The organism is uncultured Arcobacter sp. (genome assembly GCF_937982575.1).
Taxonomy (GTDB): Bacteria; Campylobacterota; Campylobacteria; order Campylobacterales; family Arcobacteraceae; genus Arcobacter.
On record NZ_CALJLR010000021.1, the window covers coordinates 19,130 to 35,083 of the forward strand.

14 protein-coding genes are annotated in these 15,954 nt (G+C 30.8%); 3 read left to right on the forward strand and 11 right to left on the reverse strand.

Annotated elements, in window-relative coordinates:
- Genes Q0617_RS12250 through Q0617_RS12270 form a run of 5 tightly spaced genes read right to left on the reverse strand, consistent with a single transcriptional unit; the run spans position 1 to position 3,501 of the window.
- Positions 1-702 carry a hypothetical protein gene (locus Q0617_RS12250; protein WP_298753607.1) on the reverse strand — a complete coding sequence of 234 codons (702 nt, stop codon included), beginning with the start codon at positions 700-702 and terminating at the stop codon, positions 1-3.
- Entirely contained in the window at positions 674-1,900 is a 1,227-nt protein-coding gene (locus tag Q0617_RS12255) for a VWA-like domain-containing protein (protein WP_298753609.1), read from the reverse strand. The genes Q0617_RS12250 and Q0617_RS12255 overlap by 29 nt, the downstream gene beginning before the upstream one ends.
- The gene (locus tag Q0617_RS12260; RefSeq protein ID WP_298753610.1) at positions 1,881-2,888 is read right to left on the reverse strand and encodes a MoxR family ATPase; all 1,008 of its coding nucleotides are present in this window, start codon (positions 2,886-2,888) and stop codon (positions 1,881-1,883) included. Before Q0617_RS12260 ends, Q0617_RS12255 begins: the two co-directional genes overlap by 20 nt.
- Positions 2,889-2,896: 8 nt before the next feature.
- On the reverse strand, positions 2,897-3,085 hold the full coding sequence (locus Q0617_RS12265; protein ID WP_298753611.1) for a hypothetical protein: 189 nt from the start codon (positions 3,083-3,085) through the stop codon (positions 2,897-2,899).
- A gap of 14 nt (positions 3,086-3,099) precedes the next feature.
- Entirely contained in the window at positions 3,100-3,501 is a 402-nt protein-coding gene (locus Q0617_RS12270; RefSeq protein WP_298753612.1) for a hemerythrin domain-containing protein, read from the reverse strand.
- Positions 3,502-3,644: 143 nt separating this feature from the next.
- Between Q0617_RS12270 and Q0617_RS12275 the strand changes: the two genes are divergently transcribed.
- The gene (locus Q0617_RS12275; RefSeq protein WP_298753613.1) at positions 3,645-4,535 is read left to right on the forward strand and encodes a formate dehydrogenase subunit gamma; all 891 of its coding nucleotides are present in this window, start codon (positions 3,645-3,647) and stop codon (positions 4,533-4,535) included.
- A 61-nt stretch (positions 4,536-4,596) separates the two neighbouring features.
- Positions 4,597-5,283: a DNA/RNA nuclease SfsA gene (gene sfsA / locus Q0617_RS12280; protein ID WP_298753614.1), complete on the forward strand. Its 687-nt coding sequence runs from the start codon at positions 4,597-4,599 to the stop codon at positions 5,281-5,283.
- A 47-nt stretch (positions 5,284-5,330) separates the two neighbouring features.
- Here the strand turns inward: sfsA and Q0617_RS12285 are convergent, their stop codons facing one another.
- Complete coding sequence (locus Q0617_RS12285) at positions 5,331-5,798, reverse strand: ferritin family protein (protein ID WP_298753615.1); 468 nt, start codon at positions 5,796-5,798, stop codon at positions 5,331-5,333.
- Between the two features lie 818 nt (positions 5,799-6,616).
- Between Q0617_RS12285 and Q0617_RS12290 the strand changes: the two genes are divergently transcribed.
- Positions 6,617-8,452 (forward strand): AAA family ATPase, encoded by a 1,836-nt coding sequence (locus Q0617_RS12290; RefSeq protein WP_298753616.1) that lies wholly within the window; start codon positions 6,617-6,619, stop codon positions 8,450-8,452.
- Positions 8,453-8,592: 140 nt separating this feature from the next.
- On the opposite strand, the gene Q0617_RS12295 is transcribed toward Q0617_RS12290, so the two are convergent.
- From Q0617_RS12295 to nifJ, 5 genes are all read right to left on the reverse strand, one after another.
- Positions 8,593-9,549, reverse strand: a complete 957-nt coding sequence (locus Q0617_RS12295; protein WP_298753618.1) for a thiamine pyrophosphate-dependent enzyme — start codon at positions 9,547-9,549, stop codon at positions 8,593-8,595.
- A gap of 9 nt (positions 9,550-9,558) precedes the next feature.
- Entirely contained in the window at positions 9,559-10,788 is a 1,230-nt protein-coding gene (locus tag Q0617_RS12300) for a 2-oxoacid:ferredoxin oxidoreductase subunit alpha (protein ID WP_298753619.1), read from the reverse strand.
- Entirely contained in the window at positions 10,788-11,201 is a 414-nt protein-coding gene (locus Q0617_RS12305; protein WP_298753620.1) for a 4Fe-4S binding protein, read from the reverse strand. The genes Q0617_RS12300 and Q0617_RS12305 overlap by 1 nt, the downstream gene beginning before the upstream one ends.
- Positions 11,202-11,211: 10 nt before the next feature.
- Complete coding sequence (locus Q0617_RS12310) at positions 11,212-11,775, reverse strand: pyruvate flavodoxin oxidoreductase subunit gamma (protein WP_298753621.1); 564 nt, start codon at positions 11,773-11,775, stop codon at positions 11,212-11,214.
- Between the two features lie 563 nt (positions 11,776-12,338).
- Positions 12,339-15,896, reverse strand: a complete 3,558-nt coding sequence (nifJ, locus tag Q0617_RS12315; RefSeq protein WP_298753622.1) for a pyruvate:ferredoxin (flavodoxin) oxidoreductase — start codon at positions 15,894-15,896, stop codon at positions 12,339-12,341.
- Between the last annotated feature and the right edge of the window lie 58 nt (positions 15,897-15,954).

A 15,954-nucleotide genomic window follows, 5' to 3' on the forward strand; every position in this document is an offset into this window, starting at 1 on the left:
TTAGATTAACTTATTGGCAAGTTTTTCTAAACCTTTTTTTTGCAAAATATGTAAACTTGAATTTTGTGTCCACTTGTAGGTTTGTTCTTTGTAGTAGTTTAGAATTATCTCATCTATCTCTACTTTTATCTTTATAGTATTTTCCAATAACTCTTTAATCTCACTACTATCAAGTTCTTCAAAGTTGACAAGTTTTATATATAAGGCACTTAGAAGTTCTTCATCTAAAAACTCTTTTGCTTTTTGTATGAATTTTGTCACTTCTTTTTCACTAGCAATCATATCATTCCATTTTCTTCCATTTTTTAGCTGATCTATTGCCACAGGTAAATATACTGGAACTAAATCCAAGACTTTATTTAACTCTACAAAATCATCATCAACTAAACTTCTAAAAAGCATCCTTGCTCTATTTCTTATTTTAACTCTTAGGTTCTCATTTTCTATAACATCAATATGCAAAAGTTGAAATCTTTTTAGTGCAGAAAGTTTTGAGTGATTAAAGGCCATAATAGATACTAAAGGATTCTTATCTGCAATTTGTTCAGCCCTTGAACCATTTGGTCTACAAAATGCCCAGTAAAGCCTAGCTTCCATATCTTCATGGTTTAGATATTTTTCATCACCTAAGCTTTCAAAGTCAGGTTCATCTTTTAGTATTTCTACTTCATCTTTATAGGTTAAATTGAATAACTCTTCCATATCTCTCAAACTTCTTTATATTTTTTTTATCACTAATTATAAACATAGTATTACTAACTAAAGACTCACTTATATCAAACTCCCCATCGCTTAGTACCATAAGTAAATTATCACTTCTTATTTCACTTGATTTTTTAAGATATCTTAACACTTCATCAAAATCAGTACCTCCATCACTTTTAGGAATAAATAGTTCCTCTTGATTTAGTGGATTAAAACTATCAAACTTTATGATGTGTTCTTCTTTTACTTTTAAATCAAAGGGCAAGACGCTTACCTTGTATTCATAAAAACCATCACATACCTCTTTTACTACACCCAAAAACTTTTTATACTCATCTAAACTTACACTTGAAGAGCTATCAAGGGCTATATATACTTCTATGAGTTCATCACTTTTTTTATTTCCAGGAAGATATAAACCACTATGGATAAATCGTCTATTTGGTCTATTGTAAGTGCTGGTTTTTTCAAAAAGTGAAGCTATAAGATACTCTTTTAGGCTATCTTGCAGGGAAATCTCTGGTTTTATTAAGGTATCAATCTCAACTTGTAAACCAACATACTCTTTTGAAGTTTTTTTAGCGATAGACAAAGCCTGGATAATAATACCATCAAGTTTTTCCCTATCCCCTTGATTGGTTTTGTCATCATTTACCTCTTCAATATCTAATTTTGAGTCATCATAAATGTATGATTTAAGCTTACCTTTTTCATCTGGTTTTGTTTTTATCTCTTCATCTTCTTTTTTCTCTTGGTTGGAAGACTCACTATCTTTTTCTTGTTCTTCGTATAAAATCTCATAAACCTCTTCCACACACTTATTTTCTAAATCAAGGTCAAGAATCTCATTTTTTGGCATCTCTCCTACATTTGAAAACTTTGACATAACTAGATTGATAACTAAATCACAAGCTTGATTCCAAAGTCTTTTTTCTCTAGTTTTTTGGCGGTAAGGGTGTTTAAGAACTATATGTAAAAGGGTATGAGTATAAAGATAAGTAATCTCTTCATCACTATAAATTGAGAGTTTTTCAAGGTCCACTCCTATTTTCATACCATTTGTTTGAAAGGCACTAAACTCATTTTGAGTATAGTTTGTAGGAATAGAAAGGGCTAAGACTGATAAAAAAGGGTGATTAAATAAAAAATTTATTCGTATTTTTTGAAAAGTCTCATCATATAATGTATTGTCCATATTTCTCCATCCATGAATCAAAGGCTTCAAGTTCAGCTATATCTTCATCTTTGATGATTAAATCTTTTATTAGCATAACATTAAATTCAACTGGCAATTTACTACAATAAGTAAAAAGATTTGTAGCTTGAGCTGTCTCTTTGTATTTTTCAATGATAGCTGCACATAGGGCATATAAAGCACTTGGTTCTTCTGGCACAACATCAGATTCTCCTGCTAAAATCGCATCAATATCAGGCAAGGTTTTATAAACTTTTACAAAAGAGATAAACTCAATGCCAGCACCATAACCAACACTTCCGTAAATGATTGGATTGATTGTTTTAATATCTTTACTTTTTTTTATGATATTTGATAACATATCCCACGCTCTTGGAGTACAAAAAGCAGGATTGGTTTCAGTTGAATCTGGCACTTCACTGCTAAGTAAATCTGGCCTAAATCCTAAAAAACCAATAATAAAAGGGTGGACTTCATTTTTAATAGCCCAAATTTTAAAATCCTCATATTTTGCTTCAAGTACGATATGTACCATTCTATTTATCAAAGGACTTGGAAGTTTAAAAACGATACCTTTATCATCTATTTTATTACCAGCACAAACTATCCTCCAGCCTTTTGGCATGCTATATTCACCTATTTTTCTATCAAGAACAAGTTGATAAATAGCAGCTTGGACAGATAGTGGAGCAGAGTTTAACTCATCTAAAAAGAGTATTCCTTTAGAGTTCTCATCAGAAGGTAAAAATACAGGTGGCATCCACTTTGTTTGCTCATTTGAAATAGTTGGAATCCCTCTTAAATCTATGGCATCAAGTTGTGATAATCGTACATCAATAATCTCCAAATCATTTTGTTTTGCTATATCATTTACAATATATGATTTTCCAATACCTGGACTTCCATGGATAAATACAGGAATATCAGTATCAATCAAAGTTTGTAGTTGCTTGTATAATTCTTGGGTACCAATTGCAGGGGTTATCATTTTTATTCCTATGAGAGTTTTATATCTTTAATCAGTGTGTTTAAATCAGAGTTTAATGAAGATATCTTTTCTAAGATTTGTTGTTTTTGCTGGGCATTTAACTTAAACTTATTATCAATAGTTTCATACATCTTTAGACTATCTGCAAAAATATTTTGCATGATTTCTTGTTTTATCGCATCTTCAAAAAGTCCCATTATATTATCCTTGTCTATTTTATAGAGTTATTTAGGTGATAGACTAAATCACTATCCATACTTGTCAAATGCAAATCAAACCATTCTGGTAGCTTCTCAACATAATAAGCCTTTAACATTTTTTTTCCAAAGAGGGAGTGTGCATTTTTAATAAAATACTCCATTTCAGCAAGTACTTTATAGTGCTCATCTTTATGTTCTCTTATTGTGGGATAGTTATACTTTTCCATTAAAGTCTCTTCTTCAAAAAAATGTTTTCTACTATGTTCAAGTAGCTCTTTTGACTTTGCAAGGATACTCTCCCCTGAGTTTGTATCTACACTATTATAAATATCTAAAAACTCTTTGTGTAAAGTGTCCATTTGAACAAAATTAAGTAAATGTTTTTCATCATCGAATACCAGAGTTTTTTGCATGAATTCTTCTTTATTAAATATTATTATGACTATGCAAAATCTATACCCCGTAATTTTAGTAAAAATTTTTTTACCAAAAAGGCAAAATGCCATACTAATGACAGATATAAATCCTAAAATTAGACTCTTTAAAAGGAGACGATATGTCAAGAATATTTTTTTTATTAGTAGCTATTTTTAGCTTGGACTCATTTGCAACTGTTATAAGTGATGAAAATCAAGATCTTATTTACAATATTTTACATTATGGTAAAACAGGTTCATTAGGATTGGGATATATTTTTACGAAACTTCAATCTGAGTATTTTTCTAATTTATTTTTAGCAATTGTTGTTGCTGTGCCACTTGCTTTTTTTATTCATTATAAAATCATTGGACCAAAAATCTTTTCCCATGATAAGAAAAAACTCTATTTGTTTACTATTTTTAATAGAACTATTCATGCTATAGCTGCATTTTCATTTTTATTAATAATCCCAACTGGTCTTGTAATGATATTTGGGTCATTTTTTCATGGAGGAGCATTTGTTAGAATTTGTCAAGATATTCATGTGATTGTAACACCTCTGTTTCTTATAAGTGTTATACCTATGTTTTTAATGTGGGCAAAAGATATGCTTTTTACAAATGATGATATCAAATGGATGAAGATATTAGGTGGTTACCTCTCAAAGGAGAAAAAACCTATTCCAGCAGGAAAGTTTAACGCAGGACAAAAAATGTGGTTTTGGGTTTGTACTTTAGGTGGAATACTTATGATTATAACTGGAGCATTTTTATATTTTCAAGATGTACCAGTAGGATTGTTAGCTACTTTAGGGCTTACTAAAATAGCATTTTTAAGAATTTGCATAATAATGCACAATGTTTTAGGGATGATGGTGACAGCTCTTTTTATTACCCATGTTTATATGTCTATGTTTGCAATTAAAGGTGCCGTTCATAGTATTATAACTGGATATAAAGAAGAGGAAGAGCTTGAGATTTTACATAGTTCATTTTATAAAGAATTAAAAGATAATAAAAAAATCTAAATAAATAGTTTTAATCTTACTTCTGTATAATAATTTATAGCCAATAAATTTAGGAAGTAAGATGAAATTCCCAGACTTAATACGTGGAAAACTAATAAAAAGATACAAAAGATTTTTAGCTGATATTATTTTAGAAAATGGTGAAGAGATAACTGCCCATGTGCCAAATAGTGGAGCGATGACCTCTTGTATAGAAGAGAACTGCCCTGTGTGGGTTAGTTTTCATGATAACCCAAAAAGAAAACTAAAATATACTTTGGAATTAACCCAAATGGCTGACATCTTGATTTGTACAAATACAGGGGTGGCAAATAAAATAGCAATAGAAGCTATAGAAAATGCAACTATAAAAGAGCTTCAAGGTTACACTTCTTTAAAGCCTGAACAAAAGTATGGAGTAAATTCACGAATAGATATTTTATTAGAAAATGAAAATGAAAAATGTTATGTGGAAGTAAAAAGTGTAAGTTTAAAAATAGATGACACTTTGGCTTTTCCAGATGCGGTTACCACTAGAGGTAAAAAACACTTAGACGAACTAGTATCTATGGTGGAAGAAGGACATAGGGCAGTTATGCTGTATGTTATTCAAAGAAGTGATAATTTGCCATTTAGAATTGCAAAGGAGATAGATAAAATGTATGATGAAACATTAAAAGAGTCTATGAAAAAAGGTGTTGAAGTAATAGTATATCAATCAGATATATCCCATGAAGAGATAAGCATAAAAAACAAAGTGGAGTTTTAGACAAAAAAGAGGCTAAGTTGCCTCTTTTTTAGAATATTAAATAATAATTAGAACTCTGCGCTTGCAACCCAGTCAGCTGGCTCTTCTAAGAAAGTAACTATCTCTTCTAAAACCTTCTTATGTTTTACTTCTTCTGCTGCAATTTGTAAAAAGATTGACTTTTCAGTTACACTTTCTAGTTCTTCTGCTTTTTGTGCATAAAAGTTTTTAGAGTTCTCTTCTCTTGTTATCGCATCTTTATAGAATTGAACTTGTTCTTTGTCTAAATCAATATTGTCTTTTTCTTGAGTTAGTGTTTGAAAAATTGTTTTAGTATCAGTTATCAAATCTAATTTTTCTAAATCAATATCCTCTTTTTTCATCATATTTTTAAATATATTGTAATGTTTTACCTCTTCATCTGCCAACATAGTAAAAATTCTTTTTAAACCTGGATTTTGAGCTTTTGATACCATCTCTCGATAATAAGCTTCACCTTCTTTTTCAACCTTCATCGCATATTCATACACATTCATACTCGCCCCTTATAAATAAATATATCTTAAATAGTAACATAAGCATTTATAATTTGTTCTTATATTGAATTTGCATTTGACTTTTTAATTAAATGACTAATTATTTTGTTAAGAGTAAGGGTTATTTTGAGTTTTTATCTGATTTTTAATAGAGCAAAAAAAAAGAGGCTTCGCGGGCCTCTTTTTTAGGAGAACAAATGAAGACGTTCGTATTCGTCTTATAAGAAAATTATAACAGCTGATGATAAATGAATAAACAACCAAAGGTTAACAAAAAGACAACCCGATAAGAAATTGATAAATTTATATAAAATGAGAGATTTTTAGGCAAAAAAAAAGAGGCTTCGCGGACCTCTTTCTTTTTAGGAGTAAATGAAAAAAAAGACGTTCGTATTCGCCTTGTAAAGAAAGTATAACAAGTGATGATAAATGGATAAATAATCAATTGTTAATGGATGGATAACTGGTATATGAATCTTGCTCTTGAACACCTAAAGGTTTCCGCTCTTTACTTTCTTTTGTTGAAAAGAAAGTAACAAAGAAAGCAACTGCCGAGTTGATGAAGGCGAAGCTTCCCTCGCTTATTGATTTACTCTTTTCTGCCCTGTAAAACTCGCTAAAGAGTGCATTTAGCACTCTTCTTACGCTCAGACAGTTTCGGGCTTGTTTCGAAAAGAGTAAATCAAACGCTCGGCTTCATCAAAGGGAGAAGCAAAGTCTATAATATATATTATAATTTAGTGACACAAATATGTCTATAATTATTAGTTTTAAATTATTTTAATGTAATATATAAAATAAAAGATTAAGGTGTTTAAATGATAATCACATCAATAAAAATTCAAAATTATAGAGGAATAAATGATGAACAAATTATTCCTTTATCAAGTTTCTCTTCTATTATTGGGAAAAATGACTCTGGAAAATCTATTGTATTAAATGCAATAGCTAGTTTTTTAGATATTAAATCTTTTCAAATAACAAATTCTGATTTTTATGACGAGTCAAAATCTATAAAATTTGAAATTGAATTTACAGATGATGACTTATATAGGAAGATAGAATCTAAAGTAAAAACAAAGATTAAAAAAAATGATGGATTAGACTATTTTCTTAATGATATTATTCAAGATAATAAAATATGTATAAAAAAAGAAATAAAAAATGTTGGAAAGACATTTTCTAGTATAGAATTATTAGTGAATGATTATGAAGGAGATTTTTCTTTTTTATATGAAAAAATGGATGAAGAACTAAATCAAATTATTTCAAAACATTCAATTGAAATTCCAGTAGATGGCAAAGGTAGAAATTCAAAATTAGAAAAAATTGAATACATTAAGAAGTACTGTGAAAGTAATAACATTAAAAGAAAGTTAATTTATATTGAGGATATTTATAAAATTGATTCTCTTTTACCTGCAGTTGAATTGTTCGTATCAGATTATGGATTAGAAGCTGATACTAAATTTAAAACTAATTCTGTATCTGAAATAGAAGATTTTTTTGCTATTGAAACTGCAAGCAATGAAAGTAGATTGAAAAAAATAGAATTAGATATTCAAACAGAAATGAACAAAGAAGCTGAATCAATTAAAAGTTATATGTCTGATTATACTTCTAGTTTGAATAAAGTCCAAATTCAGCCTACTATTAGTTGGAAAGATTCTATTAAAAGTGTTGATGTTAGTTTTCAATTTGATGGAGATTCGAAACCAATTCCAATGTCTCACAAAGGAACGGGATATAGAAGACTTTTTATGGTTGCAAGGTTTAGATATTTAGCTGAAAAAAACAAAGGGCATGATGTAATTTATTTAATTGAAGAGCCAGAAACATTTTTACACCCGTCTGCTCAAGAAGATTTACTTTTATCTTTGTTAAATTTATCATTAGAAAATCAAATAATAATAACTACACATTCTCCTGTCTTTGTAGGCCATACAGATGTTAGTTCTGTAATTTTATGTCAAAAAAATGACACTTCAACTTATTCCAGTTCTAATGTTTTTAAATCAAAAGAAGAAGAGTTTATAGTTAAGATTATAGAAGATATTGGTATTAAACCTTACTATAATCTTGTTGATAAATTTGAAAAAATTGTTTTTGTAGAAGGTCCAGGAGATGCAAATTTTATTGATTCTTTATCTAGGGGACTATTTGGAAAAAAGTTAAAAGATAATGAAAAAATATTAATCTTACCTGGTGGTGGTACAAGTATTGAAAATTTTATAAATATAGATTACTTTAAAAAATCTAATAGGGAATTATATTTAATTTTAGATAGTGATAAGCAAAACTCAAAAGCAAAAGAAGAAGAACAAAATGAAATAATAGAAAAATTTAAAGGTAGTGATAAGTGTTTTGCATATCTTTTGAATAAAAGATGTATTGAAAATTATTATCATCCACGAACTATAGAAAGAATTTATGAAATAGAATCAGGAATTTTAGATTTTTTCGGTGAGGGAGATGATGTAAAAAAGATAATTAATGACTTTAAAATATCATATAAAGAAAGTACTGGAAGACAATTACAATTTCCTACAAAAAATAATATGGATATTTTTAATAATATGAGAGAAGATGAGTGGAATGAGGTTATAGAAAATGATTTAGTTGATTTTATAAAGAAATTACATAACTTTAATTAGAGGTTTTAGATTAAATAAGAAAAGCTAAAGTTTTGTTTTTAGGCAAGGCGAAGAGTGATTTTAAATTCAAGGAGCATAGTAAACTATGTGACTGATTTAAAATCGCTATTCAACGCAGTATAAAAGCAAAAATTTTGCTTTTATACTCTGGCTTCTTCTCTTTTTTGTAGGTATAGCCATTTTTCGTCTACTCTTTTTTGCCATTCTTCTATGATATGCTCATTTTCTGGTTTAAACAAGTGTTTAAATCTTGGTTGGAAACCTAAGTAATCTCTTACAGGCACTATATTTTTTGGTCTATATGTGATATTTAACTCTGTTCCATCTATGATTTCATATAGTGGGAAAACTAGTGAATCAACTGCTAAATCAGATGCTTCGATAGTTTCATGTGGTTGGAACTTCCACTCTGTTGTACATGCAGACATTGCATTGATAAATACTGGTCCTTTTGTTGCAAATCCTGTTTGGATTTTTTTAACCATATCTTTCCATTTGTTTGGTGCCACTTGTGCTACATATGGAGAACCATGCGCTGCCATGATTGAAAGCATATCTTTTTTGTTTCTTTTTTCACCATATGAATCACTTCCTGCTGGTGCTGTTGTTGTAGATGAACCAATAGGAGTTGAAGATGATCTTTGACCTCCTGTATTTGCATAAACTTCGTTGTCTAAACAAACATACATCATGTCATGACCTCTTTCAAAACATCCAGAAATCCATTGAAAACCAATATCATAAGTTGCACCATCTCCACCAAATGCTACAAATTTTGGTTCAGGAGTTGATGGGTCGATTCTTCCTTTTTTTCTTAACACTTTGTTCATAGTCTCAGCACCTGCGATTGCAGTTGAGGCATTTTCAAAGCCAATATGAATCCAAGAACAGTCCCATGACGTATGTGGATAAATAGCAGTACAAACTTCTAAACATCCTGTTGCTGCTGATACAACTAAGTTGTCATTTGTTGCATTTAATACTTCTCTTACAATAATTGAGTGTGCACAACCTGGACATAAAACGTGAGAACCCTCAAATCTTTCAGCCGCAGTTGAAAACGTTTTTAAGTTTTTGATTACTTTTTGATTACTCATATTTTTTCCTTAGTGTTCATAAAAACTTAATTCAGGACCTCTAACACCATGAAGTGTTTGAATTTTCCCATTAAGTTTTCCATTTTTTGCTTCTTCATTTAAAGAAACGAAGATATCTTTTAATTCATTTACAATAATATCTCTTCCACCTAAACCATAAACTAAGTTTTTAAGAACTGGTCTTGCTGGTGTATTAAACAAGGCTCCCGCAACTTCGTTGTATAAAGTTCCAACAGTTCCACCAGGTGCACTTCTATCCATACATGCTATAGCTTTTACATTTTGTAATTTTGAAGCTAATTGAGTAAGTGGAAATGGTCTAAATAGTCTTGGTGCAATAACACCAGCTTTTATACCAGTCTCTTCTCTAATTGCATCAACTGCAATCATAGCTGTCTCATAAGTTGTACCTAAACATACAATCACAACATCAGCATCGTCTACTTTATATGTTTCAACGATATTATATTTTCTACCACTTACTTTTTCAAACTCTGCAAAAACCTCTTCAACAACTGGAAGTGAACCCATAAGTGCTGCGTGTTGTTTTGCTTTATGTTCAAAGTGCCAGTCATGTTCAGTTTGTACACCATGAGTAACTGGTTTTGTAAAATCAAGCATGGCATTTACTTGTACATAATCACCAACAAAATCATAAGCAACTTTATCTGATAAAGGTCTTACTGTTTGAGCTGTATGAGAAGTCAAAAATCCATCTTGGTTAGAGATAACTGGAAGTCTTACTTCTTTATGTTCTCCTATTCTAAAGGCACATAATGTTAAGTCATAAGCTTCTTGAGCATTAAATGAGTCTAACTGTATCCATCCACAGTCTCTTGTTAGATACATATCAGAGTGGTCACCATTTACATTTAGTGGTGCTGCTAAGGCTCTATTTACTAAACATAAAACAGCAGGAATTCTCATACCTGAACATTGGTATAAAACTTCAACCATAAGTGCACAACCTTGAGATGAAGTAGCAGTTGCAACTCTTCCTCCTGCAGCACCTGCACCTACACATCCTGACATAGCAGCATGTTCTGATTCAACCATAATGATTTCACCATCAACATAACCATTTGAATGTAAGGCAGCATAGTTTTCAACAGTATTAGTTGAAGGTGTAATAGGATATGCAGCAACTACATCAACAGCAGCTTGTCTAAATGCTTGTGCGTTACATGTATTTCCATCCCAAACTTCTACTTTGTTTAGTTCCATTTGTTTGCTATTCATTATTTCTCACCTTTTTCTTTTTTCTCTGGCCACTTTGTGAGTGCGATTTCATTTTTTTCTGTTTCATTAAACATAAGCAATGACTTTGGATTTGTTGGACATACTTCAACACAAATCCCACAACCTTTACAGTGGTCATAATCAACACCCTTCATCTCTTTATCTCGTGAGATAATAGCAGTATCAGGACAATACAACCAACAGTTTTGACAGTCAATACATAGTTCTGTATTCCATACAGGCTTGATCACTCTCCAGTCACCTACATAAGCATTTTTAGAGTTTGTCTCTGCATATGTTCTATCTTCTGGTTGTACTTCAGCAATCATTCCATCAACTGTTTGGTCAAATGAAAATAGTGCCGCCCCAGGTACTAATTCATCCCATCCCATATCTTTAATTGATTTACTCATTCTTTGCTCCTTAATGTACTTCGTTATATGCTCTCTCAATAGCAATCATATTTGCATCGACTACTTTTTGAGGAAGTTTTTTTAGTACTGATTTCATTGCATTTTGAAAATAGTCTAATTCAAACATACCACTTATTTTCATAAATGCACCAAGCATTGGAGTATTTGGAATAGGTCTTCCAATAGTCTCTTGAGAAATTTGTAAACAGTCTAATATAAATGTTCGCTCTTCTCTACCATGTAAAGCTGGAACTGATTCTATTAGTTCATCTTTATTTAGGTGTGTTGTAATTATGTATTTAGTATCTTCAGTTTCATTAGCTGTAAAGTCATCAGTAAATACTAATGCTGGGTCTAAAATAAATACAAAATTAGGTCTCATAAATTTTTCGTGATTTATGATTTGTTGATCATCAATTCTGTTATATGCTGTCATTGATGCACCTCTTTTTGCAGATCCATAAAATGCAAAAGCTTGTACTTCTTTTCCTGTTTCAGCTACAACAGAACCTAAACCTTTTGCCCCGGTTACTGCCCCTTGTCCCGCTCGGCTGTGCCATCTAATTTCTAGCATGTTTTAGCTCCTAATTATTAACTATACTTATATTTCATAAATGATATTTTTTCAATATCATTAAAATCACGAACATTCTAGCTGTATAAATCTTAGGTGAATTTTAAAGTAAAAATAGTAATCTTATAACTTTATTTTATATTAAGAATAGTATGGTTTAAGCTATGATTTTGTAGCTTTTCAAAAGGAGCAAATGACCATTAAGTGATAAATAAGATTATATTAATGTAAAAAACATAGCAAATCTGAATAAACATTTTAGCAAATCCCCTAAAAATCGTCTTTTTTTATAATAAAAAGTTGATTATTTACAAATTTTGAAAAAAAATTGATTTGAAAATAAAATTAAGCTTAAATTGACTCGATTTTTATAATATGCTATGTTTATGCTATGATAATTTAAAGAAATTAGCACCTTCAGACTACTTTAAATGTGATTTTTGTAAGAATTTCCTATAATTTTTTGATAAAAATGAAGAATAAATGAGTTATGTTTAGTAAATAAAGAAGATATAAAATTTAAGTTTTTGATAAGTTATATTAGTGGGAAATCCCACTAATATTTATACTAATTCATCTGAATAATCAGCTGCTGCGAATCTTGTTAATTGTCTATATCTATATTGTGCATCAGATTTATTTTTAGCTAATAATTCATCTGCAAATTTAGGGTTTAATTTCTTTAACGAGATATATCTATTCTCTTGCATTAAGAATTGCTCATATTTTTCCCAGTCTGGTTTTTTACCAGAAATTTTGATTGGGTTTTTACCTTCATCAATTTTTCTAGGGTCAAATGTATAGATTGGCCAGTAACCACAATCAGTAGCTAATTGTCCTTGGTCAACTGATTTCATCAATCCACCTTTAATACCATGTGCAATACAAGGAGAGTAGGCAATCACTAAAGAAGGACCATTATACTCTTCAGCCTCTTTCATAGCTTGTGCTGTCTGTTTTTGACTAGCTCTTGAGTTGATTTGTGCAACATAGATATTTCCATATGTCATAGAGATATATCCTAAATCTTTTTTAGCACTTGGTTTTCCATCATTTGTAAAGTCTGCAATAGAACCAGCACGAGCTGATTTTGAAGATTGTCCACCAGTATTTGAGTAAACTTCTGTATCAACTACAAGTACGTTTACATTTTCACCAGTTGCAAGTACATGGTCAAGTCCACCATATCCAATATCATATGCCCAACCATCTCCACCGATGATCCATTGTGATTTTCTTACAATATATTTTTTAAGAGATAATAAGTCAGCAACACCAGGAGCGTCAGGATTTTGTTCTAATTGAGGAACTAGTTTGTCTCTTATCTCTTGAGTTTTTTTACCATCATTTCTATTTTCAATCCACTCTTTATATAGAACTTTCAATGGATTAGAAACTTCTTCCATAGTATCTTCCATAATTCTTTGCATTCTATTTCTAATAGCTTCATTTGCATGGTGCATACCATATCCAAACTCAGCAGTATCTTCAAAAAGTGAGTTTGCCCATGCTGGACCTTCACCTTTTTCATTTTTAGTATATGGAGTTGATGGAGCAGAAGCAGAATAGATTGATGTACATCCTGTAGCATTTGCAATCATCATTCTATCCCCAAACATTTGAGTAGCTAGTTTGATATATGGAGTCTCACCACATCCTGGACATGCTGAATGGAACTCAAATAGAGGTTTAGCAAACTGCGAACCTTTTAATGAATCTTTAGATACTAAATAATCTTTGTATGTAACATCATTAAATAAATAATCTGCATTTTCTTGTTCTCCATCATCTGCTTCTTGATTAAATGGAACCATTTTAAGAGATTTTTCTGCAGTTGGACAAATATCAACACAAACATTACATCCTGTACAATCTAGAATAGATACTTGGATTTTGTATTTTAAGTCTTGGTCTTTTAAACCTTTACCTGTCGCATCAATTGAGTATTTTTTAACACCTTCAGGAGCATTTTCAAACTCATTTTCATCCATTAAGAATGGACGAATAACAGCATGTGGACACTCAAATGCACATTGGTTACACTGGATACAGGTCTCTTCGTTCCACTCAGGAACCATTGTAGCAATTCCTCTTTTTTCGTATTTAGTAGAACCATTTTCAAAAGTACCATCTTCTCTATTTGTGAAGATTGAAACAGGGAGAGTATCACCTTTTGCTGCATTTACAACTTTTGCAAAGTTTTCAACAAAATCTGAACCTTTATAATTAGAGTTAAGAACAAGTGGTCCTGCTTCAATAGATGACCAAGATGGATCAACAACAACTTCTTCAATTCCACCTTCTCCTGCGTCAATTGCTGCATAGTTCATCTTAACGATTTCTTCACCTTTGTTTCCATAGGCTTTTTCAGCATACTCTTTCATATACTCTTTTGCAGTTTCATAATCAATAACTTTTGCAAGTTTAAAGAATGCAGCTTGCATAATTGTATTTGTTCTATTTCCTAGTCCAATATCTCTTGCTAATTTAGTAGCATTGATTACATAGAATTTAACTTTTTTATCAGCTAATATTTTTTTAACTCTATCAGGTATTTTAGCAACTATATCTTTTGCACTATTGATTGAGTTAAGTAAGAATATTCCACCTTCTCTAATGTTGTCAATTACTTCATACTGCTCTAAATAAACCTCTTTTGAACAGGCAATAAATCCAGGTGTTGTTACAAGATATGTAGATCTAATAGGAGTTTTGCTAAATCTTAAATGTGATCTTGTGTATCCACCAGATTTTTTTGAATCATAGGCAAAATATGCTTGTGCATATAAATCAGTTTTATCACCAATAATTTTCACAGAGTTTTTATTTGCCCCAACTGTACCATCTGCACCTAATCCATAGAATAGACACTCATTTACATCTTCAACTACAGCAACATTTTTACCTACTTCAATAGATGTAAAAGTAACATCGTCATTAATCCCAACAGTGAAGTTATCTTTAGGATTTTGTGATGCCAAGTTATCATACAGTGCAATAATTTGTGCAGGAGGAACATCTTTAGAAGATAATCCATATCTTCCACCAATAATTTTTGGTTGTTTTTTCTCATTATAGAATACTGATTTAATATCTAAAAACAGTGGCTCACCTAAACTTCCTGGCTCTTTTGTTCTATCAATAACACAAATTCTTTCAACTGATTTTGGTAACACATTCATAAAATATTTAGTTGAGAATGGTCTATATAAATGAACTGTTAATAAACCAACTTTTCTTCCTTGTGTTGTTAAGTAATCAATAGTCTCTTTAATAGTCTCTGTAACAGAACCCATTGCAATAATAATATCAGTAGCATCATTAGCACCATAGTAAGTAAATGGAGCATAATCTCTTCCAGTAACTTTTGAGATTTCTTGCATATATTCATTTACAATATCTGGAACTTCATTGTAAAATTTATTTGATGCTTCTCTTCCTTGGAAGTAGATATCATCATTTTGTGCAGTACCTCTTGTAATTGGAGATTCTGGATTTAAAGAAGTGTCTCTAAATCTTTGAACTGCTTTTTTATCTAAAAGTTTGTCAAATACACTATAATCCATAACTTCAACTTTGTTGATTTCATGTGATGTTCTAAATCCATCAAAAAAGTGTAAAAATGGAACTCTTCCTTTAATTGCAGCTAAATGAGCAACTCCCCCTATATCCATAACTTCTTGAACTGAACCAGTTGCTAGCATAGCAAAACCAGTTGCTCTTGCACTCATAACATCTTGATGATCTCCAAATATTGAAAGCGCATGCGCTGCTAATGCTCTAGCACTTACATGAATAACACCTGGTAATAGTTGACCAGCAACTTTATACATATTTGGAATTTTTAATAATAAACCTTGTGATGCAGTATATGTAGTTGTTAATGCACCTGCTTGTAATGAACCATGAAATGTACCCGCTGCCCCCGCTTCACTTTGCATTTCAATTACTTTTGGAATTCCCCCAAATAAGTTCTTTTTACCTTGAGTCGCCCACTTCTCAGTATTATCCCCCATTTGAGAAGAAGGTGTAATTGGATAAACTCCAGCTACTTCAGTAAAAGCATATGATACATATGCTGCTGCTTCATTCCCATCCATCGTAGAAAATTTTTTTGACATTCAAACCCCTTAGTCTTTTTTATCATATTATCAATCTAAATTTAGATAATTATAAGCA

What these genes read in the sequence shown, in the direction of transcription:
- Q0617_RS12310 (WP_298753621.1), bottom strand. Translation starts at nt 11,775, where the DNA reads ATGCTAGAAATTAGATGGCACAGCCGAGCGGGACAAGGGGCAGTAACC.
- sfsA (WP_298753614.1), top strand. Translation starts at nt 4,597, where the DNA reads ATGAAATTCCCAGACTTAATACGTGGAAAACTAATAAAAAGATACAAA.
- Q0617_RS12255 (WP_298753609.1), bottom strand. Translation starts at nt 1,900, where the DNA reads ATGGACAATACATTATATGATGAGACTTTTCAAAAAATACGAATAAAT.
- Q0617_RS12295 (WP_298753618.1), bottom strand. Translation starts at nt 9,549, where the DNA reads ATGAGTAATCAAAAAGTAATCAAAAACTTAAAAACGTTTTCAACTGCG.
- Q0617_RS12270 (WP_298753612.1), bottom strand. Translation starts at nt 3,501, where the DNA reads ATGCAAAAAACTCTGGTATTCGATGATGAAAAACATTTACTTAATTTT.
- Q0617_RS12285 (WP_298753615.1), bottom strand. Translation starts at nt 5,798, where the DNA reads ATGAATGTGTATGAATATGCGATGAAGGTTGAAAAAGAAGGTGAAGCT.
- nifJ (WP_298753622.1), bottom strand. Translation starts at nt 15,896, where the DNA reads ATGTCAAAAAAATTTTCTACGATGGATGGGAATGAAGCAGCAGCATAT.
- Q0617_RS12300 (WP_298753619.1), bottom strand. Translation starts at nt 10,788, where the DNA reads ATGAATAGCAAACAAATGGAACTAAACAAAGTAGAAGTTTGGGATGGA.
- Q0617_RS12265 (WP_298753611.1), bottom strand. Translation starts at nt 3,085, where the DNA reads ATGGGACTTTTTGAAGATGCGATAAAACAAGAAATCATGCAAAATATT.
- Q0617_RS12250 (WP_298753607.1), bottom strand. Translation starts at nt 702, where the DNA reads ATGGAAGAGTTATTCAATTTAACCTATAAAGATGAAGTAGAAATACTA.
- Q0617_RS12260 (WP_298753610.1), bottom strand. Translation starts at nt 2,888, where the DNA reads ATGATAACCCCTGCAATTGGTACCCAAGAATTATACAAGCAACTACAA.
- Q0617_RS12275 (WP_298753613.1), top strand. Translation starts at nt 3,645, where the DNA reads ATGTCAAGAATATTTTTTTTATTAGTAGCTATTTTTAGCTTGGACTCA.
- Q0617_RS12290 (WP_298753616.1), top strand. Translation starts at nt 6,617, where the DNA reads ATGATAATCACATCAATAAAAATTCAAAATTATAGAGGAATAAATGAT.
- Q0617_RS12305 (WP_298753620.1), bottom strand. Translation starts at nt 11,201, where the DNA reads ATGAGTAAATCAATTAAAGATATGGGATGGGATGAATTAGTACCTGGG.